Here is a 24928-nt window from a genome sequence, read left to right on the forward strand (position 1 = left end):
CCCACTTCTGCGAGGCTGTCATGTCAGAGCGTGTCTTGATCGATGGTTACAACCGCCGCGTCGACTATCTGCGCATGTCGGTCACCGACCGCTGCGACTTCCGCTGCGTCTATTGCATGGCCGAGGACATGCAGTTTCTGCCGCGCCAGCAAGTGCTGACCCTGGAAGAGATTTATCAACTGGCGCAGAGCTTCGTGGCGCTGGGCACGCGCAAGATTCGCCTGACCGGCGGCGAGCCGCTGATTCGTCCGGGCGTGGTCAAGCTGTGCGAGCAGATCGCCGCCCTGCCCGGCCTGCGTGAACTGTGCATGACCACCAATGGCTCGCAGCTGGGCAAACTCGCCGCGCCGTTGTTCGACGCCGGGGTCAAGCGGCTGAACATCAGCCTCGACAGCCTCGACCCGGATCGTTTCAAGCAAATGACCCGCACCGGTGATCTGGCACAGGTGATCAGCGGCATCGATGCGGCGCGCAAGGCCGGTTTCACCCGAACCAAACTCAACGTGGTGGTGATGCAGGGGCGCAACGATCAGGAGATCAACGATCTGGTGAGCTTTGCCATCGACCGCCAGCTCGACGTCTCCTTCATCGAGGAAATGCCGCTGGGGATCATCAGCGAACACAGCCGCGCCGAGTCGTTTTTCTCCAGCGCCCAGGTGCGCGAAAAAATCGCCGAGCGCTACACCCTGATCGACTCCGCCGAGTCGACCCAGGGCCCGTCGCGCTACTGGCGGCTGGCCGAGGCGCCGGACATTCGTCTGGGCTTTATCTCGCCGCACAGCCACAATTTCTGCGGTACTTGCAACCGCGTGCGGCTGACTGTCGAGGGGCGCCTGCTACTGTGTCTGGGTAACGAGCATTCGATGGATCTCAAAGCCGTGCTGCGCGCTCATCCGGGGCAACCAAAGCGGCTGGAGAAGGCCATCATCGAAGCGATGAAACTCAAGCCGTATCGGCACAATTTCGAAGTGAACGACGACGTTCAGGTCGTGCGCTTCATGAACATGACCGGCGGCTGAGCCGCCCTCACCCTGCGGAACCGGGATCGCCCAGCATGATCATCAGACCCAAGGTCAACCAATTCGCCATCCTCTTCACCCTCAAGGGTTCGATCGCCAAACGTATCGCCCTGCGCACCCTGATGGTCACCCTGCTGGCTTCTGCCATCGTGCTGATTGAAATGCTCCATCCGAGCAACTTCACCAAGGTCAACGCCACGCCGTTCACCCTGCTCGGGCTGTCGCTGTCGATCTTCATGAATTTTCGCAACAACGCCTGCTACGACCGCTGGTATGAAGCGCGCAAGGCCTGGGGCGATGTGCTGGTGCACATCCGTTCGGTGATTCGCGAAACCCATGTCATCCGCGAATCGGCGCAGCGCAAGCCGTTGCTGCTCAACCTCTGCGGGTTTGCTCATGCGCTGAATGCGCGATTGCGCCGGGAAAGCGAAGCGGCGGCCAGCAGCAAGTGGATCACCCCGCAACACAATGCGCAGGTGCCGGACTACAGTGGACGGATTCTGCAGCAGGTCGGCCAGCAATGTTCGGATATGCATCAAAGCGGTGAACTGAGCGAGTGGCGCTACATGCTGCTGGCCAATCACCTGACCAGCCTGACTCAGGCACAAGCGGTGTGCGAGCGGATCAAGAACACCCCGCTGCCCTTCCCCTACACCTTGCTGCTGCACCGCACGATTTACCTGTTCTGCATCCTGCTGCCGTTCGCCATGGCCGAACCGCTGGGCTGGCTGACCCCGCTGTTCACGGCGATTGTCAGCTACACGTTCTTTGGTCTGGATGCGATTGCCGATGAACTGGAAGACCCGTTCGGCCGCGACGAAAACGATTTGGCGACTGACTCGCTGGTGCGCACTATCGAGCGTGACATTCTCAGCGAACTGGGCGAAACCGACCTGCCGCCGATGTTGCTGCCGGTGGACTATGTGCTGAGCTGAGCTCGTTCCCTCTGTAGGAGTGAGCCTGCTCGCGATAGCGGTCGACCAGTCAGTGAAGATATTGACTGTGCCGCCGCCTTCGCGAGCAGGCTCGCTCCTACAGGTTCCAGGTACACCCCGCAGAATGGCTGATCATCCCACATTCGGATGTGTGTCGGGGTCAGAACAGTTCGCTGAAGGGAATGAAACGCAGAGGATCGCCAATGCCGTGGGTGCTGTTTTCCGGCACCTCCACCAGCCCATCGGCCCAGGTCGCTCCGAGCAAAACGCCGGAACTCTGGTTCGGATACAACACCGCGCGCCCCGCCTCCAGCCGCACCCGCAGATACTCTCGACGGCTGCCCGCCTTGTTCCAGGCGAACCCGGCATTCACCGTGAAGCTCAACGGCATGACCTCTTCCACGCCCTGAATGCGCAGCAGGTACGGCCGCGCCAGCAGGCCGAAGGTCACCAGCGCCGAGGTCGGATTGCCCGGCAGGCCAATCACCGGCACCGTGCCGAAATGGCCCACGGTCAGCGGTTTGCCAGGCTTGATCGCCAACTTCCACAGCAGCGGTTTGCCGTCCTCGCGCAGCACCTGCCCAAGGCAATCGGCATCGCCGGCAGACACACCACCGGTGGTCAGGATCAGGTCAGCCGCCACTTGCAGTTGCTCAAGTTTGAGCCGCGTCTGCGCCGGACGATCCGGGAGGATCCCGGCGTCGATCACCTCGCAGCCCAGTTCCTTCAGCCAGTGGCCGAGCAGCACACGATTGCTGTTGTAGATGCTGCCGGGACGCAGCGGCAGGCCCGGCTCGACCAGTTCGTCACCGGTGGACAGCAGCGCCACGCGCGGGCGCCGCACCACGTGCAACTGTGCCAGCCCCTGCCCGGCGGCGACCGCCAGTTCGAACGGCCCGAGGCGTTTGCCGGCACGCAGCAGGATGTCGCCGACGCGGTTTTCCTGACCCTGCGCGCGAATGTTCTGCCCCGCTTTCAGCGGCTGCAAAAAGCGTACGCGGCCGTCCTCGAGTACTTCGACGTTCTCCTGCATCTCGACGCAGGTAGCGCCAGGTGGCAACGGTGCGCCGGTAAAGATCCGCGCGCAGGTGCCGGGCAATAGCGCGTCCGGTGCCAGACCGGCGTAGACCTTTTGCGACACCTTCAGCGGCTGACGATGCAGATCGGCCAGGTTCAACGCATAACCGTCCATGGCACTGTTCGGCCACGGCGGCAAGTCGAGCGAGGCGACCAGATCACTGGCCAGTACCCGCCCACGTGCCTCGTCGAGCGGCAGAATTTCGCTATCGGCCAGACGTTGCTCATTGGCCATGCCGAGCAATTGGTCGAGGGCGTCCTCGACCGGCATCAACCCTGCCTTGCTCATCCGCGCGGCCCACAGGCAGCGACTGATTTGAGGTGCGGCACAAAGTTGCACGGGCGGTGGCGGTTATCCAGTTGCTCGGCGAGGATACCTTCCCACGCTGTGCGACAGGCACCGGTCGAACCCGGCAGGCAGCACACCAGTGTGCCGTTGGACAGCCCGGCCAGCGCGCGGCTTTGCACAGTCGACGTGCCGATATCGAGAATCGAAATGGCGCGGAACAACTCGCCAAACCCGTCGATCTGCTTGTCGAACAGACAGGCCACCGCTTCCGGCGTGCTGTCGCGCCCGGTGAAACCAGTGCCGCCGGTGATCAGCACCACCTGAATGCTGTCGTCGGCAATCCAGTGCGCGACCTGGGCGCGGATCTTGTACAGGTCATCCTTGAGCAGATTGCGCTCGCTCAGGGTATGGCCGGCCTCCAGCAAGCGGCTGACCAGCAATTGGCCGGACGTGTCGCTCGCGTAATCGCGAGTATCGCTGACGGTCAGTACGGCTATGTTCAGGGGGACAAACAGGGCATCCGCTTTCGCACTCATGGGAATCTCCGGCAGTAGTCAATCAGATTGCCGAGCAGCCTAAGTGCCACTTATGAGTACTGTCTAATCACTCTGGCCAACCACATTATCGAGCTGCTCTATCGGCGCCGTTGACCTCGGCCAAAGCGTTTGAAACCATGGGCGATAGAGCTGATCGATAGGCTTTTCAATGCTTCCGATTGGACGCAAACACGGTCAAATGAGATCGTCGCACCTCGCGTTTTCCGTGCGCTGCGCGCATCTGCGTCAATACTCCATTCAATTTCTCAACGAGCAGGTGCCTTCGTGGACATCAAACAACTCAAGTTCCTGATCGCACTGGACGAAACCCGACACTTCGGCCAGGCCGCCGCCCGCTGCCACATCACCCAGCCGACCCTGTCGATGCGCCTGCGCAATCTGGAAGATGAGCTGGATCTGGTGCTGGTCAATCGCGGTCAGCGCTTCGAGGGTTTCACGCAGGCCGGCGAACGGGTGCTGGCCTGGGCGCGCACACTGCTGGCCGCGCATGACGGTCTTTTCGCCGAAGCGGCGGCCTGCCGCGGGCAACTGGTCGGTAGCTTGCGCCTGGGTCTGGTGCCGCTGAGCAACTTCAACCCGGTCAATTACATTCAGAGTTTGTCCGGGACCTATCCCGAGCTGAAATTCAGCCTGTCGTCGGGGAGTTCCGACGAGATCATCGCCGGTTTGGGCAACAACCAATTGGATCTGGGCGTGTGCTACCTCGACCACGTCAACCCGAACTATTTCGATTTTTTCGAGATCGGCGAAACCCGCGTCGGTCTGCTTTACGACAACCGTCACTACCATTTCGAAGGCTCGGAAATGAGCTGGGAAGACGCCGCCGAACTGCCGCTGGGGATGATCACCACCGGCATGCATTACCGCAAATCCATCGACCTGAGCTTCCGCAGTCGCGGGCTGAATCCGCAGCCGATCCTGGAAAGTGATTCGACCTATCAACTGCTGCAGGCGATCCACCAAGGATTCTGCTGCTCGATCATGCCACTGGACAGCGGGCTGGAAGAGCCCATCGAACACCTGTCGTTCATGCAACTGCCGGATGCCAGCGTGCTGGCGCCGCTGGGGCTGGTAATGCGCAAGACCGAGCCGCGTTCGGCGATTGCCGAGAAGTGTTTTGCCGAGGCGCGAAAAATGTTTGGGGGTGAGGTGCCGGTTGTTTGAGTGACTATCCAGACATTGCTGTTGGACGCCTGGCCGCCTTCGCGAGCAAGCCCGCTGCCACAGGTTGAATGCATTTCAAATGTGGGAGCGGGCTTGCCCGCGAAGAGGCCCGGCCAGCCACACACATTTCGGATATGACAGCGGTGATCGACCCACCCAATCACCAGATCAGAACAAGCGATTGGACGCACTTTTGACTCCCCCGTAGCCTGAACCCACTTCAGCGCTTCGGGACTTTTCAAGATGCTCTGCCACGTCGAATCCAACACCGAACCCAACGCCCCCGCACCGCAACCGTCACAGGTGGCGTTTCGCGAATACCTGCCGCACGCCCCGCTCTCGCACGTCGCCCTGGCCGCGGAGATCGCCCTGGCGATCACCTTCAACGGCCTGAGCCAGGCGGTGATGATGGTCTCGCCCGGCAACCTTGAAGATTTCATCCGTGGCTTCAGCCTGAGCAACGCGATCATCGACAGCGTCGACGAGATCTACGACATCCGCCTGAGCCATTTCGATCAGGCCTGTCAGGCTGACGTGCAGATTTCCAGCCGGGCCTTCTGGGCGCTGAAAGATCATCGTCGGCAGATGGCCGGCACCAGCGGCTGCGGCATCTGTGGCGTCGAGGCGCTGGAGCAGGCGTTGCCGCAACTGCAGATTCTGCAACCCTGCGCGCTGCCGCCGGCCGCGCATTTCGACGGTATCCGCCAACGCATTGAACAGGCTCAGCAACTGGCCCGCAGCAGCGGCGCCCTGCACGCGGCGCTGTACTTCGATGCCAGCGGTGAGGCGCTGTTGTGCCGCGAAGACATTGGCCGGCACAACGCCCTCGACAAGCTGATCGGCGCGATGCAAATCGCTGACGTCGATGCGCGTCAGGGCTTCGTGGTGGTCACCAGCCGTTGCAGCCTGGAGCTGATCCACAAAGCCGTGCGCGCCCGCCTCGGCACCCTCGTCAGCCTGTCCGCCCCCACCGCAATGACCGTGCGCTGGGCGCTCAAGCATCACCTGAATCTGATCCACGTACCGCACCGCAACGCCCCCCGAATCTACAGCCCGATCCAGGAGCTTTTGCCATGAGCAATACCCTCACCCACATTGATGATCAGGGCCGCGCCAACATGGTCGATGTCAGCGACAAAGCCGCGACTCGCCGCGAAGCCACGGCGCAGGCCTGGGTGCAGATGCAACCGCAAACGCTGCAGATGATCCAGGCCAACGGTCACCCCAAGGGCGACGTTTTCGCCGTGGCGCGCATCGCCGGAATCCAGGCGGCCAAACGCACCCACGAACTGATCCCGCTGTGCCATGCGCTGCTGCTCAGCTCGATTCACGTTGAACTCAAGGCCTGCGAACCGGACCGCGTGCAGATCACTAGCACCTGCCGCCTCACCGGCCAGACCGGCGTCGAACTCGAAGCCCTGACCGCCGCCAGCGTCGCGGCGCTGACCATTTACGACATGTGCAAAGCCGTGGACCGGGCCATGGTCATCGGCGACATCCGCCTGCTCAGCAAACAGGGCGGCCGCTCCGGGCATTTTCAATGGGAGAACGCGCAATGATCCTGATCAACTACTTCGCCAGCTACCGTGATCGCCTCAATCTGGGCGGGGAAAAAATCCCCCTGAGCGACGATCTGACCTGTATCGAGGACGTGCGGCAGATGCTCATGGCCCGTGGTGAGGAATGGCGCGAAGTGCTTGGCGCCGGCAACCTGATGTGCGCGTTGAACCAAGAGCTGTGCCAACCGAGCGCGGCGATCGAAGACTTCGACGAGATCGCGTTTTTCCCACCGGTCACCGGGGGCTGAGCATGACGGTTCGAGTTCAGTACAAAAGCTTCGACGTCGGCCAGTTGACCGCCGACCTGCATGCGCGCAATCCACGGGTCGGCGCGGTGGTGAATTTCATCGGCTATGTGCGTGATCTGAACATTGGCCAGAGCGTGAACGAGCTGTTCCTCGAGCACTATCCGGGCATGACCGAAAAAGCCCTCGAACGGATCGCCGACGAGGCACGCGAGCGCTGGCCGCTGCTGGGTGTGGAGATTGTGCATCGGGTCGGCGCGCTGGCGGTCAGCGAGCCGATCGTGTTTGTTGGCGTCAGCAGCAAGCACCGGCACATGGCGTTCGAAGCCTGCGCGTTCATCATGGATGTGCTCAAGACCCGCGCGCCGTTCTGGAAGCGCGAGAGCACGGCGCAGGGTACGCATTGGGTCGAGGCGCGGGAGAGTGACCAGAATGCGGCGCTGCGCTGGAGTCTGGCACATGCCTGAAGATCAAGAGCCCCTCACCCTAGCCCTCTCCCCGAGGGAGAGGGGACTGATTGGGGGATATTGAAGAAATTCACCGAATTGAAAGATTGGTTCTGAATCCATAATCGACTCGATCTTTCAGGTCGATGGATAACGCCAGACACCTCGGTCGGCCCCTTCACGCGCAGGCGTATGGCTGAAGATCAAATCCATCATCGACTCGATCTCTCAGGTCGATGGATAACGCCAGACACCTCGGTCGGCCCCTTCACGCGCAGGCGTATGGCTGAAGATCAAATCCATAATCGACTCGATCTCTCAGGTCGATGGATGACGCCAGACACCTCGGTCGGCCCCTCCCCCTCTGGGAGAGGGCTGGGGTGAGGGTTGAAAGTCTGATTAGATAGCCACTCCGCCAGGATTAAACTCCGGAGTTTCGTTTGAGCACAGCGCCCAACAACCTGCCCCGCCCCGCTCCCGTCACCCTGCGCCAGGCCTGGCGCTTCTGGCTCAAGCTCGGCTGCATCGGTTTCGGCGGCCCGGCCGGGCAGATCGCGATCATGCATCAGGAACTGGTCGAGCGCAGGCGCTGGATCTCCGAGCGGCGCTTTCTGCATGCACTCAACTACTGCATGTTGCTGCCCGGCCCCGAAGCCCAGCAACTGGCGACCTATATTGGCTGGCTGTTGCATCGCACTTGGGGCGGGGTGATCGCCGGGGCGCTGTTCGTGCTGCCGTCGCTGTTCATCCTGATTGCGCTGTCGTGGCTGTACATCGCGTTCGGTGACGTGCCGGTGGTGGCCGGAATTTTCTACGGAATCAAACCGGCGGTGACCGCGATCGTCTTGCACGCCGCGCACCGTATCGGCTCGCGGGCGCTGAAAAACAGTTGGCTGTGGGCGATCGCCGGGGCGTCATTCGTGGCGATCTTTGCCTTCAATCTGCCGTTCCCGCTGATCGTCCTCGGTGCAGCGTTGCTCGGCTATTTTGGCGGACGCCTGGCGCCACAGCGCTTCAACAATGGCGGGCAGCGCAGCAGTGCCGAATCCTTCGGCCCGGCGCTGATCGATGACGACACGCCGACACCTGAGCATGCGCGATTCAGCCTGCCGAAACTGTGGCGTCTGCTGCTGGTTGGCGCAGCGCTGTGGTGTTTACCGATGGGCCTGCTGACCGCGCTGTTCGGCTGGGATGGCACCTTCACGCAAATGGGCTGGTTCTTCACCAAGGCCGCGTTGCTGACGTTTGGTGGCGCTTACGCGGTGTTGCCCTACGTCTATCAGGGCGCGGTCGGGCACTACGGCTGGCTGACGCCGACGCAGATGATCGACGGCCTCGCCCTCGGCGAAACCACGCCCGGGCCGTTGATCATGGTGGTGGCGTTTGTCGGTTTCATCGGCGGTTACGTGCAACCGGCGTTCGGCGCGGAACATGCGTTCGCCGCGGGCGCACTGGCGGCGACGCTGGTGACCTGGTTCACCTTCCTGCCCTCGTTCCTGTTCATCCTCGCTGGCGGGCCGTTGGTGGAATCAACGCACAACGAACTGAAGTTCACCGCACCGCTGACCGCGATCACTGCGGCAGTGGTCGGAGTGATTCTGAACCTGGCGTGTTTCTTCGCCTATCACGTGTTCTGGCCGAACGGTTTTGCCGGGCACGCGGATCTGTTTTCGATCGGGCTGGCGCTGCTGGCGGCGTTGGCGCTGTTCATTTTCAAACGCGGGGTGATCGAAGTGTTGATCGTTTGCGCCCTTGCCGGGCTGGGCTTGCACCTGCTGCGCTGAAGCCCGGCCTGCGAATCTCCCGTTTACACGCCCGCGAATTCCCCCTTACTATCCGGGCACACCGGTCGGCGGGCCTGCCCCGCCACCGACGTTTTCCGCCAACGGAAACACGCGTTATGAGCACGTCACCACAACAACCAGAAAGGTTGAACGTCTCCGCTGTGTGCGCCCTCTGTCACAGGGGCCGCGCATGAATCGCATCGTCAATCTCCCCATGGCCCTGCGCCGTTCCAAGCTGCGTCACTCCGCACGCCCGCCGGATATCGCCTGCTGACTCTCTCAGTCAACAAAAACGATGGATGCATGACTGTAGTGAGGGGATTTATCCCCGATGGACTGCGCAGCAGTCCTCACAGGTTCTGTGTCACGTCTGACTGATCTCCATTTGATATCCCTGCCGGGACGCCCTACATGCGTCCGGCCCGATCCTGCGCGCCCATGCGGCGCCATCGTGAGTGATTGACCATGAAATTCGCAGCCATCGAAGACGCACGCCTGTTCCTGGAACAGAATCCCGATATCGACATGATCGAGCTGTTCATCCTCGACGCCAACGGCGTGCCGCGCGGCAAGCTGTTGCACCGCGAAGAACTGCTGGCGGTCTACCAAAGCGGTCGCCCGCTGCCCAGCACCATCCTTGGCCTGACCGTGCAGGGCGAGGACGTGGAAAACTCAGGTCTGGTGTGGGACGTCGGCGACATCGACTGCCGCGCCTACCCGCTCGAAGGCAGTCTGGTGCGCCTGCCGTGGCGGCAGATTCCGACCGCAGCGGTGCAGGTCAGCATGCACCCGACCGAGGGCATGCCGGCGAGCATCGCCGACCCACGGCACCTGCTGATCAAAGTCATCGACGGCCTCAAGGCCGAGGGTTATCACCCGGTGATGGCGTGCGAGCTGGAGTTCTATCTGCTCGACGCCAAACGCGATCACAACGGCCGTCCGCAACCGGCGCTGGATGCCGACGGTGGCCGACCGCGACACACCCAGGTCTACGGTTTGCGCGAACTGGAGCAGATCGAACCGTTCCTCGCCGACCTCTACAGCGCCTGCAAACTGCACGGCATTCCGGCGCGCACAGCGATCTCGGAATACGCCCCGGGCCAGGTGGAAATCACCCTCGAACACGGCGACGCGTTGCTCGCGATGGATCAGGCGGTGCGCTACAAACGTCTGGTCAAAGCGGTGGCGCACAAGCACAGCATGCAGGCGACGTTCATGGCCAAGCCGTTCGATGATCTGGCCGGTACCGGCATGCACATGCACGTCAGCCTTGCTGATGGCGAGGGGCGCAATCTGTTCGCCGCCGAGGATCCAGCGGGCACCCTGCTGCTGCGTACGGCGATTGGCGGCATGCTCGCTTCGCTGCTCGATACGCTGCTGCTGTTCTGCCCCAACGCCAACTCCTACCGCCGCTTTCAAGCCAACAGCTATGCGCCTTTGGCGCCGACCTGGGGCGTCGACAACCGCACCGTCAGCCTGCGCGTACCGGGCGGCCCGGCCAACACCCGGCACATCGAACACCGCATCTGCGGCGCCGACGCTAACCCGTATCTGGCGGCGGCAGCGATCCTTGCCGGGATCCATCGCGGGATTCGTGAAAACCTCGATCCGGGCGCGCCGGTCGAGGGCAACGGCTATGCGCAAGCCAAGGAATTGCTGCCGACCGACTGGCTGACATCGCTGCAGGCGCTGGAGAATTCAGCGTGGGCACGGGATGCCCTGGGCCAGGAATTTCTCGGGGTGTATCTGGCGGTGAAGCGTGCCGAGTACCGGCAGTTCATGGCTGAGGTGGGTGAACAGGATTGGCGCTGGTATCTGACCGAAGCCTGAAGCCTCACACCATCCCCCCTGTGGGAGCGGGCTTGCTCGCGAAGGCGTCGGCACAGTCAATATTTCAGTGACTGACCCACCGCATTCGCGAGCAAGCCCGCTCCCACAGGGGATTGCACCCTGACTCCCGAATTTTGTGTGGACACCGACATGACCCAACGCTGCAATTCCTACTACACCGCCACCCTCAACCAGGACACCGACTACCCGACCCTGCAGGGCCGGCATCAGGTCGATGTGGTGATCATCGGCGGCGGTTTCACTGGCGTCGCCACCGCCGTCGAACTCGCCGAAAAAGGCCTGAAAGTCGCCATCGTCGAGAGCCACAAGATCGGCTGGGGCGCCACCGGACGCAATGGCGGACAAGTCACCGGCAGCCTCTCCGGCGACGGTGCAATGCGCAAACAGATGCGCCCGAAACTCGGTGATGAAGTCGACGATTTCATCTGGCATCTGCGCTGGCGCGGTCATCAAATCATCCGGCAGCGGGTCGAGAAGTACGGCATCCAGTGCGACCTCAAACACGGCCATCTGCACGCCGCCTACAAGCCAAGTCACATGGACGGTTTGCGCCAGGATTACGACGAAGCCGTGCGCCGCGGCCTGGGTGATGAAGTCAGTCTGCTCGACCGCAGCCAAGTGCGCGACCTGCTGCAAAGCGATCTCTACCACGGCGCAATCAAGAACACCCGCAACATGCACCTGCACCCGCTCAACCTGTGCATCGGCGAAGCGCGGGCGGCGGAAAGTCTAGGTGCCTTGATCTTCGAGAACAGTGAGGTGCTGGAGATCATTCACGGCAAAACCCCAGGGGTGCGCACCGCCCATGGCCAGATCGACGCCAATCAGGTGATGCTCGCCGGCGACGTTTATCACAAGCTCGAACCGGGCCAGCTCAAGGGCAAGATTTTCCCGGCCATGGGTGGCATCGTCACTACCGCGCCGCTGGGCGATCTGGCGCGGCAGATCAACCCCGAAGACCTGGCGGTGTACGACTGCCGTTTCGTCCTCGACTACTACCGGCTCACGGCCGACGGGCGCCTGCTGTTCGGCGGCGGCGCCAATTACAGTGGCAAGGATTCACGGGACATCGCCGCCGAGCTGCGCCCGTGCATCGAGCAGACCTTCCCGGCGCTCAAAGGGGTGCAGATCGACTACCAGTGGAGCTGCGCGATGGGCATCGTGATCAACCGCATCCCGCAACTGGGCAAGCTCTCGGACAACGTCTGGTATTGCCAGGGTTATTCCGGACACGGCATCGCCACCACCCACATCATGGGCGAAATCATGAGCCGCGCGATCACCGGGCAGATGGAACAGTTCGACACCTTTGCGCAGTGCCAGCATATTCGGGTGCCGATGGGGGATTTGCTGGGCAATCCGCTGCTGGCGGCGGGGATGTGGTATTACCAGATGCTTGAAAAGTTGCGTTGACCGCACCGGCCCCATCGCGAGCAGGCTCACTCCTACAAGGGAAACGCGTTCCAAATGTGAGAGCGAGGCTGCTCGCGAAGAGGCCAGCAGCCTCACTACAAATCTCACTCCGGCAACTGCTCCACCATTGAAATGCATTCCAAATGTGGGAGCGGGCTTGCTCGCGAAGGCGCCAGCAGCCTCACTACAAATCTCAATCAGGCAACTGCCCCCCCATTGAAATGCATTCCAAATGTGGGAGCGGGCTTGCTCGCGAAGGCTCCAGCCGCCTCACTATACAAATCTCAGTCCGGCAACTGCCCCCCCCCCCATTGAAATGCATTCCAAATGTGGGAGCGGGCTTGCTCGCGAAGGCGCCAGCAGCCTCACTACAAATCTCAATCAGGCAACTGCTCCACCACAATCCCCAATCGCCGATAATCCTCGACACTGCCCGACGCCACATGCCGCTCGGTTATCAGCGTATGCAGGCGCGTGCACGACGCCACCACAAACGGCTCCACCGCGCCGAGCTTGTCCGCCGTGGTCACCGCAATCACCCGCGCTGCGCTGTCGAGCAGCGCCTGTTTCACCGGCACTTCATCGAAATGCAGCGAGGTGATGCCCACCTCCGGATGAATCGCACAGACCCCGGTAAACGCCAGATCCGCCTTGATCCCGGCCAGCATGCGCACCGCCTCGTGCCCACTGGCCGACATCGTGCGCGGGTTCAGTTGTCCCCCGGCCAGAATCACTTTCACCCCCTTGTATTCGGACAAGGCAATCGCTGTCATCGGCGCGGCGGTCACCGCAGTGATCTGGATATCCGCGCGCAACGAGCGCGCCACCTGCAACGCGGTCGAACCGGAATCGAACAGCACAATCTGCCCGTCCTCGACCTTTTGCGCCGCCAACTGCGCCAGCCGCACTTTTACCTCATCGGTCTCTTCCAGCCGGGTGAAGTAATCCTTGCCGCTGTCCTTGGGCCTCGGCAACGCCCCGCCATGCACGCGCTGCACCAGTCCGGCGTGGTCCAGTTCGGCCAAGTCGCGGCGGATGGTGTCTTCAGACACAGCGAAGTGCTGGCTCAACTCGGAGGCCATGACCTTGCCGTCGCGTTCGAGGATCAGAAGGATTTTCTGCCGACGCAGGGATGGCAGTTCGGTGACCGAATGATCGTGCATGGTTTTGCCTGTTTATGCTTGTAGTTGCAGGTTTTGCCGAGACTAGCGAAAGCTTTGGGCAAACACAAACCGGCCGGTATCAATTGTTTCGATCATTGGAATCAACATGCCGAATTTTTTCTTTGCATTCAGCCTGTTCAGAATGGCCTCACTTTAAAACGGCTCAGGATGAACAGCTGATGAATCTCAATTTTGCGTTTGCGTGCATGATCGTGGTGTCTTTTGCGATTGCCCTGGGCCACGCCTGATCCGTCACACCGACGCTGCCAGATGCTCACGCAACCATTTGTGCGCCGGGTCGCGATGCGCGCGCTCGCCCCAGAACATCGCCATTTCGTAGCCCGGCACCGGCAACGGCGCATCGACTACCTGCAACGCCGGGTTGTCGCGAACCAAGCGTGACGGCAGCATCGCCACCAGATCGGTACTCGCCAGCACTGACATCACCATCAGAAAATGCGGCACCGACAGCACCACTTTGCGCGCCAGGCCGACCTCGGCCAGCGCCTTGTCGGTCACCCCGAAAAAGCCCCCACCCTCGCGCGACACCATCACGTGTTCCAGCGCGCAGAACTGTTCGCGAGTCGGCTTACGCTTCAACCCCGGATGCCCGACACGCCCGGCCAACACGTAATGCTCGGTGAACAGCACCCGTTGATGCAGATCCAGCGGCGCCTCTTCGGTGATGTGCAGCGCCAGGTCAAACACGCCCTGCTCCGCTTGCCTGGCCAACTGCGCCGGCATCAGATCGAGCACTGCCAACCGCGTGCCCGGAGCCTGAAGGCGCAAACCGCTGAGCGCTGGCAGCACCACTGTCGATTCGCCGTAATCCGTCGCCGCGACTTTCCAGACATGCCTGGCCTGCGCCGGATCGAACGCGCTGGCCGGCGCCACCGCGCGCTCCAGTGCTTCCAGCGCCTCGCGCAACGGCTCGCGCAATTCATCGGCCCGCGCCGTCGGCCGCATGCCCCGTGGCCCGGGCAGCAACAGCGGATCGCCGAAGATTTCGCGCAGCTTGGCCAGATGCACGCTCACCGACGGCTGCGACAGACTCAACCGCTCTGCGGCGCGGGTTACATTGTGTTCTGCCAACAACACGTCTAGGGTCAACAGCAAGTTGATATCCAGACGTCGTAAATTATTCATGGCTATACCTGACATATCAGACATTCATTTCCAATATACCGATCAAGGATTGATCCTGCCTGCATTCAACCAAGGAGTTGCCACATGAATGTGCTACTGGTCTACGCCCACCCCGAAGCCACTTCGCTCAACGGCTCGCTCAGGGACTTCACCGTCCAGCGCCTGCAAGCCGCCGGCCACACCGTGCAGGTCTCCGACCTGTATGCGATGAACTGGAAAACCACGATCGACGCCGATGATGCCCCCGGTCGCGATGAAAGCCGGCCATTCCATGCCTCGATTGATTCAAAACTGGCTTACCAACAGGGCCGGCAGTCGGCCGACATCGCCCGCGAGCAGGAAAAACTATTGTGGGCCGACGCGCTGATCCTGCAATTCCCGCTGTGGTGGTTCACCATGCCGGCGATCCTCAAAGGCTGGGTCGAGCGCGTGTATGCCTACGGATTTGCCTACGGTGTCGGCGAACACTCCGATGCGCGCTGGGGCGAGCGCTACGGCGAAGGCAAGATGAAAGGCAAACGCGCGATGCTGCTGGTCACCACCGGAGGCTGGGATTCGCATTACAGCCCACGCGGGATCAACGGGCCGATTGATGATTTGCTGTTTCCGATCCAGCACGGCGTGCTGTTCTACCCCGGTTTCGACGTGGTGCCGCCCTTCCTGGTGTACCGCGCCAGCCGCATGGATCAAGCGCGGTTTGCCGAGACCTGCGAGGCACTGGGCACGCGTCTGGATGAATTGTGGAGCACGCGGCCGATAGCGTATCGGCAGCAGAATGCCGGGGATTACGAGATCCCGGCGTTGACGCTCAAGGATGATATTGCTCCGGGTGAGCAAGGGTTCGCCGCCCACACTTTGTAAAGATCACTGAACCTTTGTGGCGAGGGAGCTTGCTCCCGCTCGGCGACGCAGTCGTCGCAAAACCTGCGATTTTGGTACACCTGAAACACCGTGGCATCGGGGTTTGGGGCCGCTGCGCAGCCCAGCGGGAGCAAGCTCCCTCGCCACAGGGGGATGTGCTTCAGACTTCCTCCCGCGCCCGCCGCACCTGCACCAACAACGCCGGCGCAAAGTGCAGCAAGACCATCCGCGCCAGGTGGTGAGTCAGGATGAACACCACATTCAGACCACCGGCGAAGGCGACAATCGCAATCGTCTCGATCGCCCCCGGCATGTACGCCAGCCACAGCGACAGCGGATCACTGCCCAGCCAGCGCGCCGCCACTTCGGCAAATGCCGCCGCCACCACGATCATCATCCCCACCGACACCAACGCCGTCCGCCCGTGCCGCCCCAGCTCCGCAAGGCCGAGTCCCTGAAAGCGCGAGCCGATCCGCACGCCGAGAATCAGCGCCGCCAGGTTCAGGCTCCAGTCCGGCATGTGAAAGCCGTGCAGCCATCCCGATTTCACAAACACGGCAGTGAGCAGAATCGCCGTCAACATGAATGGCGCAGGCACGCCGATCACCAAAAGCAGTCGCCCGATGACGATGCTCAAGCCGATCAGCGCCAGCACGGTCAACGCCATACCCGTGCTCAACGGAGCGCTTTCAACCACCGCCACCGATGCCTGCCCGGGAATCAAAAAGCTCACCAGCACCGTGATCAACAGCAAGCGCATCAGGTGCACGATGATGACTTTGCTCGAAGCCTTTTCCGACTCCAGCAAATCGAACACCGCCGCCAATGCACCGGGGTACACCGCCAACAGCGCATCGGTACGGTTCCAGCCAGCGCCGCGGGTCAGCCACCATCCGGCGAGGGCGATCTGTACCGTCAGGCATAGAAGCAGAACGCCGAGGCTTGGCAACATCGCCGAAGCCGTCGCACTGTCCCACGCTTCGAACATCAGCCCGGTGGCGATGCCCAGCGTGACCTGGATGTAGCCCAGGCCATACGGGGTTGCGGGGGCAAAACCGCTGCGCGTGGTGACCAATGCGGTGACGAGGATCGCCCCCAGCAAGAGGCCATGAGGAACACCGCTGACCTGCAATGCAGCGCCAATGGCGGCAGCGATCAACAAACACAGAATCGATTTCATATTCTTCGCCTTCCTGGCTATTCAACTGACCAGACATCAATCCCCTGTAGGAGCTGCCGAAGGCTCGGGCCGCGATCGGACGATCTTTTGATCTTGCCTTTAGAAAATCAAAGTCAACAGATCGCAGCCTTCGGCAGCTCCTACAGGGGGGATTCGTTCTTACGTGCGCAACCGCCCAATCGCCCGCCGATACTTCTCGACCCGTTCCAGATCCTCCCAACTCGGCGAGGCAATGCGCGACAGGTCGCTGTTCTCTTCCAGATCCGCCAGTTTCACCACCCGGCCAATCGGGTTCTGCGCCGCGCGCTCGACGAAATCCTCGTAGGACTCGCCCGGCACTTTGGTCACGGATTCAATCGCGCTCAGCACCTCTTCACTGAAACCTTCCTTGCGCAAATCATCGAGGCTGATGGCGCAATCCTCGACCACATCGTGCAGCACGGCGACGATGCTTTCTTCCAGCGTGCTCATGCGCAACATGACTTTCAGCGGATGCAGAATGTACGGCGCACCGCCCTTGTCGACCTGCCCGGCATGGGCGGTGGCAGCGATGGCGATAGCGCGTTCGAGGGTCTGGGTCATGGGAGTCTCTGTGGGTTAAACGCCGTATCGGCCGCCGACGTGGATGTTGCGTTTGAGCCAGTTGCGGATCGCTTCAAGCCGTCCGGTTGGCTTCGCAGGCCCGGAATGACGTTGAAGAATCAGCGAGACCACGGTGGACTGATCGGCATTTGGATGGGCATCGATCAACTCGGCAACCCACGCGCAGTCAGCCTTCCTCAGGTGTTCACGCCACTCGCCCGGCCAAGCATCCAGCTCATCCAGCGCCAACCACCGCGCACCGCCATGCTCCATATGCCCGCCAGACATCGACTGCTCGAAACAGAAAGGCGAGTCTGGCTTTGCAGGGTCAATGTGAAACAGATAGATGTCGTGAAAGGGATGCTGCGAGGGGAGCGCGTTATTGCGGCTGCCGATTTCGATCATGGGCAATGTTCCAATCCTTGGGCGCTTAATGTTTCCGATTGTTTCGCAGTGTACGCCACACGAGCAAATCAAAAACCCGATGGAACCTCCCTCCTCCACGCCATCTCGAAACTATAAAGCGCCAAAAGCTTCGATCAGACCCGGCGCCCCTGAAGAGGAAACCCCGATGAACATTCGCTTCCTGCTTCTAATCGCCACGTTCGCCGTCATCCCCACCTGCGTCATGGCCGAAGGCTGCGACGTTCAGACCCAATCCTCCAGCGCTTCGGTGCCAGCGGTGGAAACCCACAGCTGCTACGAATACGAAGGCATGCCCGTCAGCTCCATCGACTGGTCGTGCAGCAATGAAAGCAAAGACATGCTCAACAGTAAGAAAACCAAGGTCGACCACTGTGCCGACCACTATCAGGCCACCTGTATCGCCACGATCACCCAGGAATCCCTGGCCAACCCGCACTCCACCAGCAAAGACAAAAACGCCAAGGCGCTGAACATCCCCGATAACGCCCAAGTGACCACGTATTACTACGACGTGGATCATCTGGCCCAGGCGCGAATTGATTGTGAGAATGGTGGGGGCCAATGGAAGGCAAAGTAAGCGTTTGATATCTGTGTTTGCGACAGGCAAAGAAAAGCCCGGCTCAAAAGACCGGGCTTTTTAATGCGCAATCTCCGTTAACCACCGCCGTTACCCCCACTGCTGCTATCGGACGATTGACCCGCGGAGCTGGGCTTGGAGGCAGAAGGCACCGGCCCATTGTCGGTCTTGCCACCATCCCCACCTTCAGGCAGCGAATTGGCATCCGGATCGGCATGGGTGGCAGGGGACGCCGGGTCGCGAGTCTGGCTGTTGCCGTCGTTTGCCGTTGGGGTGGGCATATCGCCGGCCGCGATCGCATACAGCGAGCTGCCGGACAGCAACGCCGCGAGGGTAAACACCGCGATTTTATGGTTCAGCATGGTGGCTCTTCCTCTGCGTGGGGAGTTACAGCATTGGAAGAAGGTGTGTGGCGAAGGTGCGGAGTGTCGGACGAATGGTTATCGACCGGTAGATTCGCCCAATTTCGATATCTGAAAACTTCATAGGAAAGCACCTCATGTGGCGAGGGAGCTTGCTCCCGCTGGGCTGCGAAGCGGCCCCAAAACCGAATAGTCCGTTTCTCCCGGATGTGCCGCAGGCCGCGAATTACGCCGACTGCGTCGCCGAGCGGGAGCAAGCTCCCTCGCCACGGGTTCGCTTATCACGTCCTACAGGTCGGTTGTCGCGGTTGGAATTGCTGCCTAGAGTGGGGTTGTCGCTGAGCAAATTCAGCACCAGGGTTTCGCAGCCCTGACGATACGTGTAGTAACCTAACGCCCCCTAAAAACGGTGGCGGTCGCACTAGCGCCCGAAATCCGCTCAATGGTGGCTGTGTGTGGGAGACCTCCGGGTCTGCCGGGTTCCTCGTATCCTCGGTCTGCGAACCTGCACACGGCTACCACCCTTCGACTCGCAGCGAACGGCAGTAGCTTCTCTCCCAGATACGAGGAAGTTTCACTTATGCCGATGGATAAACCGCTCCGCCAGTACTCGAATATGTCCCATCCCGCAACCGATCAGCCCGTCCTCTTCATTGACGCCAATGCTCCGCTGCGCGATCTACACGCCTGCGTCGGCGAACGTTTGAACGCCGTGCATAAATACCTCGACCTCATGACCAGCATCCACCTTCCCGATCACGCCGAACACGACATCAACACAGTTACCACCATCGCCAGAATTTTAATTCAGGACGTGAGTGATATGTTTAGAGTTATAGAGCACCGAGGATTTGATATCGCAGGCTAGAAAACTTGAAGGTGACAGACGCATACAAATCGACCTGTCACCTTTTCTACAGTCACATTTTCAGTCGTCCAACCTGAACTTTATGGCTTTTCTTTCTTCTGCAATATCAACTCCACAATTTTTACCAATTCAGGCGACGTACCATCAACCGAGAAATCTGCCGGCCCAGACTGAAGAAGCGATTTATGAAATCCGTTGACCGTCTCCTCACTCAGTTTAGACTTACTAAGCACCACATATGTTTTAATCGCGGTCAACTTCGAGAGAGCTTCACTCTCCAGAGTCAGATTCGTCATCATCAGTTTAATAAGAACTCGTAGAATCCAAACACCCACCGACCCTAACAAAATAGCAAGCGTAACAAGGTAGTGATCAGGCATCGTCAAATCAAACAACTCGGTCTTTTGAGTGCCTGAAGAGTAAGCCACATATAACAACTTCCCCAAGAGATAGATCACCCCCGCAATCAACAGAAGCGAACCAGCCGAAAACATCACAGCCCTTAATCTATGATGCTTTCTCTTATCATTCCAAAATTTCACCGGCTCGCTGGAAACAATACTACCAGTAGCTATGCTTTCGAAATCTTTAATACTTTCGATCGCTGCACTCCTTACCTTTTCCGCCTCATCGCGAATAAACTTTAATTTTGCATTCCCATCGTCATCAATCGCCTTAAGGTACTCATCCGAACGATCATTAATAGCTTTTTGATGCTTATTCAACTCAACAAATGTAGATTGTTTACTCGACTTAATTTCGTCAGCAATTCCTGTCTGCCAATGATCAACAAAATTTTCCAAAGTAACAGCCGATGAGATCAAAGATGCCCTATAAACAAAAAGAGCCATCTTTAGAGTTTCGTCGCTAACTACGGAGGATCTGAAGTCAGTTGATAGCTCCTCATCAAAACAAGGAAGTTTTCGACTTACATTTACTTCTTTGATCCGGACACCAAACATTTTAAGACTGCCATTTGCTTTATTTACGCCAGCCTTAATTTCTTCCAAATCATGGAGATACTCCACAACCTCCGAATTTTCAACTCCCGCTACAACACCTTTTGGGTAACAGCGAGACAATATATCTTTCCAAAAGTCAATTTCTTTGACAAGCCAACCCTCAACTTCACCCTTTTCTTCCGAATAAACAAGCATATCCAGATAAACAAATTTTTTTAGAAATTTTTCTCTCATACGATTCTCAAAAATCATCCATAACCTTAGTTAAAATTCGTAGCGGTAGCTATTCTCCACACTTGAATCTCTACGAAAAATGACATCCTATTTTCACAACCCTATTGCTCACTTTCTTAGATTCTTGGATCCGGATAATGGCACAAGGACATACTACTACTTCTATTTAAAACTAACTAGCGTGATACAGAGGGACAAAAAAACCGCATTTCTGCGGTTTCTTGGATGAGCGCACCGAAAATTGAATAGGTTCTATTCAAAAATTCGCCGGCGTATTCGCACTAATTATCTCTGCCTCATCCGCCCCGATATTCCGAAACTTATGCGGCAACGTCGTAGGAAAATAATACCCATCCCCGGCATTCAACACGCTCACCTGCCCATCCACGGTCAACTCCACCGTGCCACGCGTCACCAACCCACACTCCTCGCCTTCCGAGTGAACAATCGGCTCTTCCCCCGAACTCGCGCCCGGAGCGTACTGTTCACGCAGCAAGCGCATCTGGCGGCTCGGCACCGAGGCGCCGATCAGCAGCAGGCGCAGGCCGTGGCGACCCAGATCGGGTTGTTCGTTGGCGCGGAAGACGTATTGGTGTTCGCGCGGGGGCTGGTCGAAGGTGAAGAAGTCGGCCAGGGACATCGGGATGCCTTCGAGCAGCTTTTTCAGCGAGCTGACGGAGGGGCTGACGCGATTCTGTTCGATCAGGGAGATGGTGGCATTGGTCACGCCGCTACGCCGGGCCAGCTCGCGCTGGGAGAGTTTGTAGCTTTCGCGTACTAGTTTGAGTCGAGAACCCGTATCCATGACAGCCTTATGTGAGTAGTACTTAAGGGCAATGGGGGTGGGTGGCGGGTGCCGCGCAAGGCGCGGATCACGTTGCTCCCGTGTCCCGGAACCGTGAAAGGCGGCTATTAAATCACGTTTGCCGGTGTTGCTCAGCAGGTTCGATGGACGGTGCGGTAAAAGTCCTTCTGGCCTTGGTAATACGGCAACTGTGGGAGCGGGCTTGCTCGCGAAAGCGCTGTGTCAGACAACATGTGCGTTGGCTGAACTGGCCCCTTCGCGAGCAAGCCCGCTCCCACAGTTGGATCTGTTTTGTGTCATTTAGCTTGGTAGCGGTTGTCAGGCCGCCATCGGCGGTGTTGCTACAGTATTAAAAACCGGCGGGGTCTTGGGGACCGCCGCCGGGGAGGTAACTTAGATGCCGAAGCGGTCGCGCAGCGAGTAGTAGACGGCGCCGAGGGCGGTCAACGGGGCGGAGAAGGTGCGGCCGCCGATCATTGGCATGTGCGGCAGTGAGGCGAAGGCGTCGAAGCGTTCGGCGTCGCCACGGATCATTTCCGAAATCAGTTTGCCGGCCAGGTGCGAACAGGTGACGCCGTGACCGCTGTAGCCCTGCATGTAGTAGGCGTTTTTCTCGATGCGGCCGAATTGCGGCATGCGTGACATGGTCAGCAGGAAGTTGCCGGTCCAGCGGTAGTCGATTTTCACGTCCTTGAGCTGCGGGAAGGTCTTGAGGATCTTCGGGCGGATCAGCTGTTCGATGTCGTCCGGTTCCCGGGCGCCGTAGACCACGCCGCCGCCGTACAGCAGACGGTTATCGGCCGTCAGGCGGTAGTAATCCAGCAGGTAGTTGCAGTCTTCGACGCAATAGTTGTTGGTGATCAGGCTGCGCGCCTGCTTCTCGGTCAGCGGTTCGGTGACGACGATCTGCGAGCCGCACGGCATGCTTTTCGCGGTCACGCGGTTGTCCAGACCTTGCGGCAGATAGGCGTTGCCGGCGATCAGCAGGTACTTGGCGCGCACCTGGCCTTTGGCAGTACGCACGACGTTCGGCTCGCCGTACTTGATCTCCACGGCTGCCGACTGCTCGTAGATTTTGCCGCCCAGACGCACGATGGCCGCGGCTTCACCGAGGGCCAGGTTCAGCGGATGCACGTGGCCGCCCTGCAGATCCAGCAGGCCGCCAACGTAGGCGTCAGAGCCGATTTCGCGACGGATGTCGGCAGCGTCGAGCATCTTCAGGTTCTTGTTGCCGTAACGTTCCCAGCTGCGCTTCTGCTCGGCCAGGCCGTTGAGTTGTTTCTTGTTCATCGCCGCGAAGATCCCGCCCGGGCGGTAGTCGCATTTGATGTCGTATTCCTTGATCCGCGAACGGATGATATCGGCGCCTTCGAAGATCATGCTGCCGAGGATTTCCGCCGTCTTGTCGCCGTAGCGTTCTTCGATCACATCGACGTCGCGACTGTAGGAGTTGACCAGTTGCCCGCCATTGCGACCGCTGGCGCCGTAGCCGACTTTCGCCGCTTCCAGCACCGTGACTTTATAACCGGCCTCGCTCAGAAACAGCGCCGAGGACAGGCCGGTGTAGCCGGCGCCGATGATGCAGACATCGCACTCGACCGACTCTTCAAGAATCGGGAAGTCGATGACTTCGTTGCGGGTGGCGGCGTAGTAGCTGTTGACGTGTTGTTGCTTCATTTTATTGTTCTCCGAGGGTCGCCCTTAGGAGCGACCACCGTTGTAAAAGAGTTAGAGCTTGATCCAGGTCGCTTTCAGCTCGGTGTACTTGTCGAACGCGTGCAGCGATTTGTCGCGACCGTTGCCCGACTGTTTGAAGCCACCGAACGGCGCGGTCATGTCGCCGCCGTCGTACTGATTGACCCAGACGCTGCCGGCGCGCAGGCCACGGGCGAAGGTGTGCGCCTTGCTCAGGTTGCTGGTCCAGACGCCGGCGGCGAGACCGAAGATGCTGTCGTTGGCGATCTGCAGCGCTTCTTCAACGGTGTCGAAGGTGATCAGTGACAGCACCGGGCCGAAGATTTCTTCGCGGGCGATGGTCATGGCGTTGGTCACGCCGTCGAAGATCGCCGGTTGCACGTAGAGGCCACCGGTTTCTTCGAGGGCGCGCTGGCCGCCGGCGATCAACTCGGCGCCCTGCTCGCGACCGATGCTGATGTAGCGCAGCACGTTGTCCAGTTGACGCTGATCAACCACCGCGCCGACGGTGGTCGCAGGATCCAGTGCGTGCCCCGGTTTCCACGCTTGCAGCGCTTCCACCAGCAGCGGGATGAATTGCTCGCGGATCGAACGCTCGACCAACAGGCGCGAACCGGCAGTGCACACTTCGCCCTGGTTGAAGGCGATCGCACCGGCCGCAGCCTGGGCGGCCGCGCGCAAGTCCGGAGCGTCGGCAAACACCACGTTCGGGCTCTTGCCACCGGCTTCGAGCCAGACGCGTTTCATGTTGCTCTGGCCGGCATAAATCATCAGTTGTTTGGCAATCGCCGTGGAGCCGGTGAAGGCCAGCACGTCGACGTCCATGTGCAGCGCCAGCGCCTTGCCGACGGTGTGGCCGAAGCCCGGCAACACGTTAAACACGCCTTTCGGGATGCCCGCGTCCAGTGCCAGTTGCGCGATGCGGATCGCGGTCAGTGGCGACTTTTCCGAAGGCTTGAGAATGAACGAGTTGCCCGCGGCCAGGGCCGGGGCGAATTTCCAGCTGGCCATGATCAGCGGGAAGTTCCACGGCACGATCGCGGCGACTACGCCGGATGGCTCGCGGGTCACCAGACCCAGTTGATCGTGCGGGGTGGCGGCGACTTCGTCGTAGATCTTGTCGATGGCTTCGGCGCTCCAGCGGATCGCGTTGGCGGTCGCCGGGATGTCGATGCTCATCGAGTCGCTGATCGGTTTACCCATGTCGAGGGTTTCCAGCAGCGCCAGTTCTTCCTGGTGTTGCAGGATCAGATCGGCGAAGCGGATCAGGATGCGTTTGCGCTCGGCCGGGGCTTTGTTGGCCCACACGCCGGAGTTGAACGATTGGCGCGCGACTTCGACGGCGAGGTTGGCGTCGGCTTCATCGGTGCTGGCCACGGAGGCGAGAAAACGGCCGTCGACGGGGCTCAGGCATTCGAAGGTGGCGCCGCTGATCGCCGGGCGATATTCACCGTTGATGAACGCGCGGGATTCGATGGTCAGGGACTGGAAGCGTTGTTCCCAGTCGTTGCGTGTGGTTGTCATTGTTGTGGCTCGACAAGGGGGAATTGGGGGTGTCGTGTCTGGCTTGAGATAGCTGCCCTCACCCTAGCCCTCTCCCAGAGGTAGAGGGGACCGACCGAGTTGTCTCGGGAGTTGCGCCGACCTGAATGACCGAGTCGATTATGGATTCGGTAAAGCAGGTTCAGGTCGCAGGATTTCCCAAGCATCCCCGGTCTGTCCCCTCTC

The 24928-nt window shown here is 60.1% G+C and carries 25 protein-coding genes; 13 read left to right on the top strand and 12 right to left on the bottom strand.

Annotated elements, in window-relative coordinates; translation table 11 throughout:
- Nucleotides 1-20: 20 nt before the first annotated feature.
- Together moaA and J1G18_RS20335 are read left to right on the top strand one after the other, a co-directional pair.
- Entirely contained in the window at nucleotides 21-1019 is a 999-nt protein-coding gene (gene moaA / locus J1G18_RS20330; protein WP_223008338.1) for a GTP 3',8-cyclase MoaA, read from the top strand.
- 35 nt (nucleotides 1020-1054) lie between these two features.
- Complete coding sequence (locus J1G18_RS20335; protein ID WP_135296099.1) at nucleotides 1055-1954, top strand: bestrophin family protein; 900 nt, start codon at nucleotides 1055-1057, stop codon at nucleotides 1952-1954.
- Between the two features lie 160 nt (nucleotides 1955-2114).
- Here J1G18_RS20335 and glp read toward each other — a convergent pair whose 3' ends face one another.
- Nucleotides 2115-3320, bottom strand: coding sequence for a gephyrin-like molybdotransferase Glp (glp, locus tag J1G18_RS20340; RefSeq protein WP_135296100.1), 1206 nt, complete (start codon nucleotides 3318-3320; stop codon nucleotides 2115-2117).
- A complete protein-coding gene (moaB, locus tag J1G18_RS20345) occupies nucleotides 3317-3856 on the bottom strand; it encodes a molybdenum cofactor biosynthesis protein B (protein ID WP_098964450.1) in 540 nt (179 codons plus the stop codon). Before moaB ends, glp begins: the two co-directional genes overlap by 4 nt.
- 285 nt (nucleotides 3857-4141) lie before the next feature.
- Between moaB and J1G18_RS20350 the strand changes: the two genes are divergently transcribed.
- The 8 genes from J1G18_RS20350 (at nucleotide 4142) to J1G18_RS20385 (ending at nucleotide 12339) form a co-directional block, all read left to right on the top strand.
- Complete coding sequence (locus tag J1G18_RS20350; RefSeq protein ID WP_098964452.1) at nucleotides 4142-5041, top strand: LysR family transcriptional regulator; 900 nt, start codon at nucleotides 4142-4144, stop codon at nucleotides 5039-5041.
- Nucleotides 5042-5284: 243 nt separating this feature from the next.
- Nucleotides 5285-6118 (top strand): formate dehydrogenase accessory sulfurtransferase FdhD, encoded by an 834-nt coding sequence (gene fdhD, locus J1G18_RS20355; protein WP_223008339.1) that lies wholly within the window; start codon nucleotides 5285-5287, stop codon nucleotides 6116-6118.
- Nucleotides 6115-6600 (top strand): cyclic pyranopterin monophosphate synthase MoaC, encoded by a 486-nt coding sequence (moaC, locus tag J1G18_RS20360; RefSeq protein ID WP_223008340.1) that lies wholly within the window; start codon nucleotides 6115-6117, stop codon nucleotides 6598-6600. The genes fdhD and moaC overlap by 4 nt, the downstream gene beginning before the upstream one ends.
- The gene (locus tag J1G18_RS20365; protein WP_095136553.1) at nucleotides 6597-6848 is read left to right on the top strand and encodes a MoaD/ThiS family protein; all 252 of its coding nucleotides are present in this window, start codon (nucleotides 6597-6599) and stop codon (nucleotides 6846-6848) included. The genes moaC and J1G18_RS20365 overlap by 4 nt, the downstream gene beginning before the upstream one ends.
- A 2-nt stretch (nucleotides 6849-6850) precedes the next feature.
- Nucleotides 6851-7312, top strand: coding sequence for a molybdopterin synthase catalytic subunit MoaE (gene moaE / locus J1G18_RS20370; protein WP_223008341.1), 462 nt, complete (start codon nucleotides 6851-6853; stop codon nucleotides 7310-7312).
- 419 nt (nucleotides 7313-7731) lie between these two features.
- Complete coding sequence (gene chrA / locus J1G18_RS20375; RefSeq protein ID WP_223008342.1) at nucleotides 7732-9075, top strand: chromate efflux transporter; 1344 nt, start codon at nucleotides 7732-7734, stop codon at nucleotides 9073-9075.
- 465 nt (nucleotides 9076-9540) lie between these two features.
- Nucleotides 9541-10905 carry a glutamine synthetase family protein gene (locus J1G18_RS20380; protein WP_223008343.1) on the top strand — a complete coding sequence of 455 codons (1365 nt, stop codon included), beginning with the start codon at nucleotides 9541-9543 and terminating at the stop codon, nucleotides 10903-10905.
- A 150-nt stretch (nucleotides 10906-11055) separates the two neighbouring features.
- The gene (locus J1G18_RS20385) at nucleotides 11056-12339 is read left to right on the top strand and encodes an NAD(P)/FAD-dependent oxidoreductase (protein ID WP_134786720.1); all 1284 of its coding nucleotides are present in this window, start codon (nucleotides 11056-11058) and stop codon (nucleotides 12337-12339) included.
- A gap of 377 nt (nucleotides 12340-12716) precedes the next feature.
- On the opposite strand, the gene J1G18_RS20390 is transcribed toward J1G18_RS20385, so the two are convergent.
- Together J1G18_RS20390 and J1G18_RS20395 are read right to left on the bottom strand one after the other, a co-directional pair.
- Complete coding sequence (locus J1G18_RS20390; protein WP_223008344.1) at nucleotides 12717-13502, bottom strand: DeoR/GlpR family DNA-binding transcription regulator; 786 nt, start codon at nucleotides 13500-13502, stop codon at nucleotides 12717-12719.
- 252 nt (nucleotides 13503-13754) lie between these two features.
- A complete protein-coding gene (locus J1G18_RS20395) occupies nucleotides 13755-14648 on the bottom strand; it encodes a LysR family transcriptional regulator (RefSeq protein ID WP_177416196.1) in 894 nt (297 codons plus the stop codon).
- An 84-nt stretch (nucleotides 14649-14732) separates the two neighbouring features.
- On the opposite strand from J1G18_RS20395, the gene J1G18_RS20400 reads away from it, so the two are divergent.
- Nucleotides 14733-15509: an NAD(P)H-dependent oxidoreductase gene (locus J1G18_RS20400; protein WP_223008345.1), complete on the top strand. Its 777-nt coding sequence runs from the start codon at nucleotides 14733-14735 to the stop codon at nucleotides 15507-15509.
- Between the two features lie 160 nt (nucleotides 15510-15669).
- On the opposite strand, the gene J1G18_RS20405 is transcribed toward J1G18_RS20400, so the two are convergent.
- From J1G18_RS20405 to J1G18_RS20415, 3 genes are all read right to left on the bottom strand, one after another.
- A complete protein-coding gene (locus J1G18_RS20405) occupies nucleotides 15670-16689 on the bottom strand; it encodes an AbrB family transcriptional regulator (protein WP_223008346.1) in 1020 nt (339 codons plus the stop codon).
- Between the two features lie 159 nt (nucleotides 16690-16848).
- Complete coding sequence (locus tag J1G18_RS20410; RefSeq protein WP_223008347.1) at nucleotides 16849-17271, bottom strand: HD domain-containing protein; 423 nt, start codon at nucleotides 17269-17271, stop codon at nucleotides 16849-16851.
- A 15-nt stretch (nucleotides 17272-17286) separates the two neighbouring features.
- Nucleotides 17287-17676, bottom strand: coding sequence for a hypothetical protein (locus J1G18_RS20415; RefSeq protein WP_098964469.1), 390 nt, complete (start codon nucleotides 17674-17676; stop codon nucleotides 17287-17289).
- A gap of 166 nt (nucleotides 17677-17842) precedes the next feature.
- On the opposite strand from J1G18_RS20415, the gene J1G18_RS20420 reads away from it, so the two are divergent.
- Nucleotides 17843-18274, top strand: coding sequence for a hypothetical protein (locus tag J1G18_RS20420; protein WP_098964471.1), 432 nt, complete (start codon nucleotides 17843-17845; stop codon nucleotides 18272-18274).
- Between the two features lie 77 nt (nucleotides 18275-18351).
- Here the strand turns inward: J1G18_RS20420 and J1G18_RS20425 are convergent, their stop codons facing one another.
- Complete coding sequence (locus J1G18_RS20425) at nucleotides 18352-18636, bottom strand: hypothetical protein (protein ID WP_096796462.1); 285 nt, start codon at nucleotides 18634-18636, stop codon at nucleotides 18352-18354.
- A gap of 580 nt (nucleotides 18637-19216) precedes the next feature.
- Between J1G18_RS20425 and J1G18_RS20430 the strand changes: the two genes are divergently transcribed.
- Nucleotides 19217-19504 (top strand): fructose-bisphosphate aldolase, encoded by a 288-nt coding sequence (locus tag J1G18_RS20430; protein ID WP_134786727.1) that lies wholly within the window; start codon nucleotides 19217-19219, stop codon nucleotides 19502-19504.
- A gap of 80 nt (nucleotides 19505-19584) precedes the next feature.
- Here J1G18_RS20430 and J1G18_RS20435 read toward each other — a convergent pair whose 3' ends face one another.
- From J1G18_RS20435 to J1G18_RS20450, 4 genes are all read right to left on the bottom strand, one after another.
- Nucleotides 19585-20718: a hypothetical protein gene (locus tag J1G18_RS20435; protein ID WP_134786728.1), complete on the bottom strand. Its 1134-nt coding sequence runs from the start codon at nucleotides 20716-20718 to the stop codon at nucleotides 19585-19587.
- 238 nt (nucleotides 20719-20956) lie between these two features.
- Entirely contained in the window at nucleotides 20957-21505 is a 549-nt protein-coding gene (locus J1G18_RS20440; protein ID WP_095136571.1) for a cupin domain-containing protein, read from the bottom strand.
- Between the two features lie 393 nt (nucleotides 21506-21898).
- Nucleotides 21899-23182, bottom strand: a complete 1284-nt coding sequence (locus tag J1G18_RS20445; protein ID WP_134786729.1) for an NAD(P)/FAD-dependent oxidoreductase — start codon at nucleotides 23180-23182, stop codon at nucleotides 21899-21901.
- Nucleotides 23183-23233: 51 nt separating this feature from the next.
- Nucleotides 23234-24724 (bottom strand): aldehyde dehydrogenase, encoded by a 1491-nt coding sequence (locus J1G18_RS20450; protein ID WP_223008348.1) that lies wholly within the window; start codon nucleotides 24722-24724, stop codon nucleotides 23234-23236.
- Between the last annotated feature and the right edge of the window lie 204 nt (nucleotides 24725-24928).

This window comes from Pseudomonas sp. MIS38, assembly GCF_019891575.1.
Lineage (GTDB): Bacteria > Pseudomonadota > Gammaproteobacteria > Pseudomonadales > Pseudomonadaceae > Aquipseudomonas > Aquipseudomonas putida_A.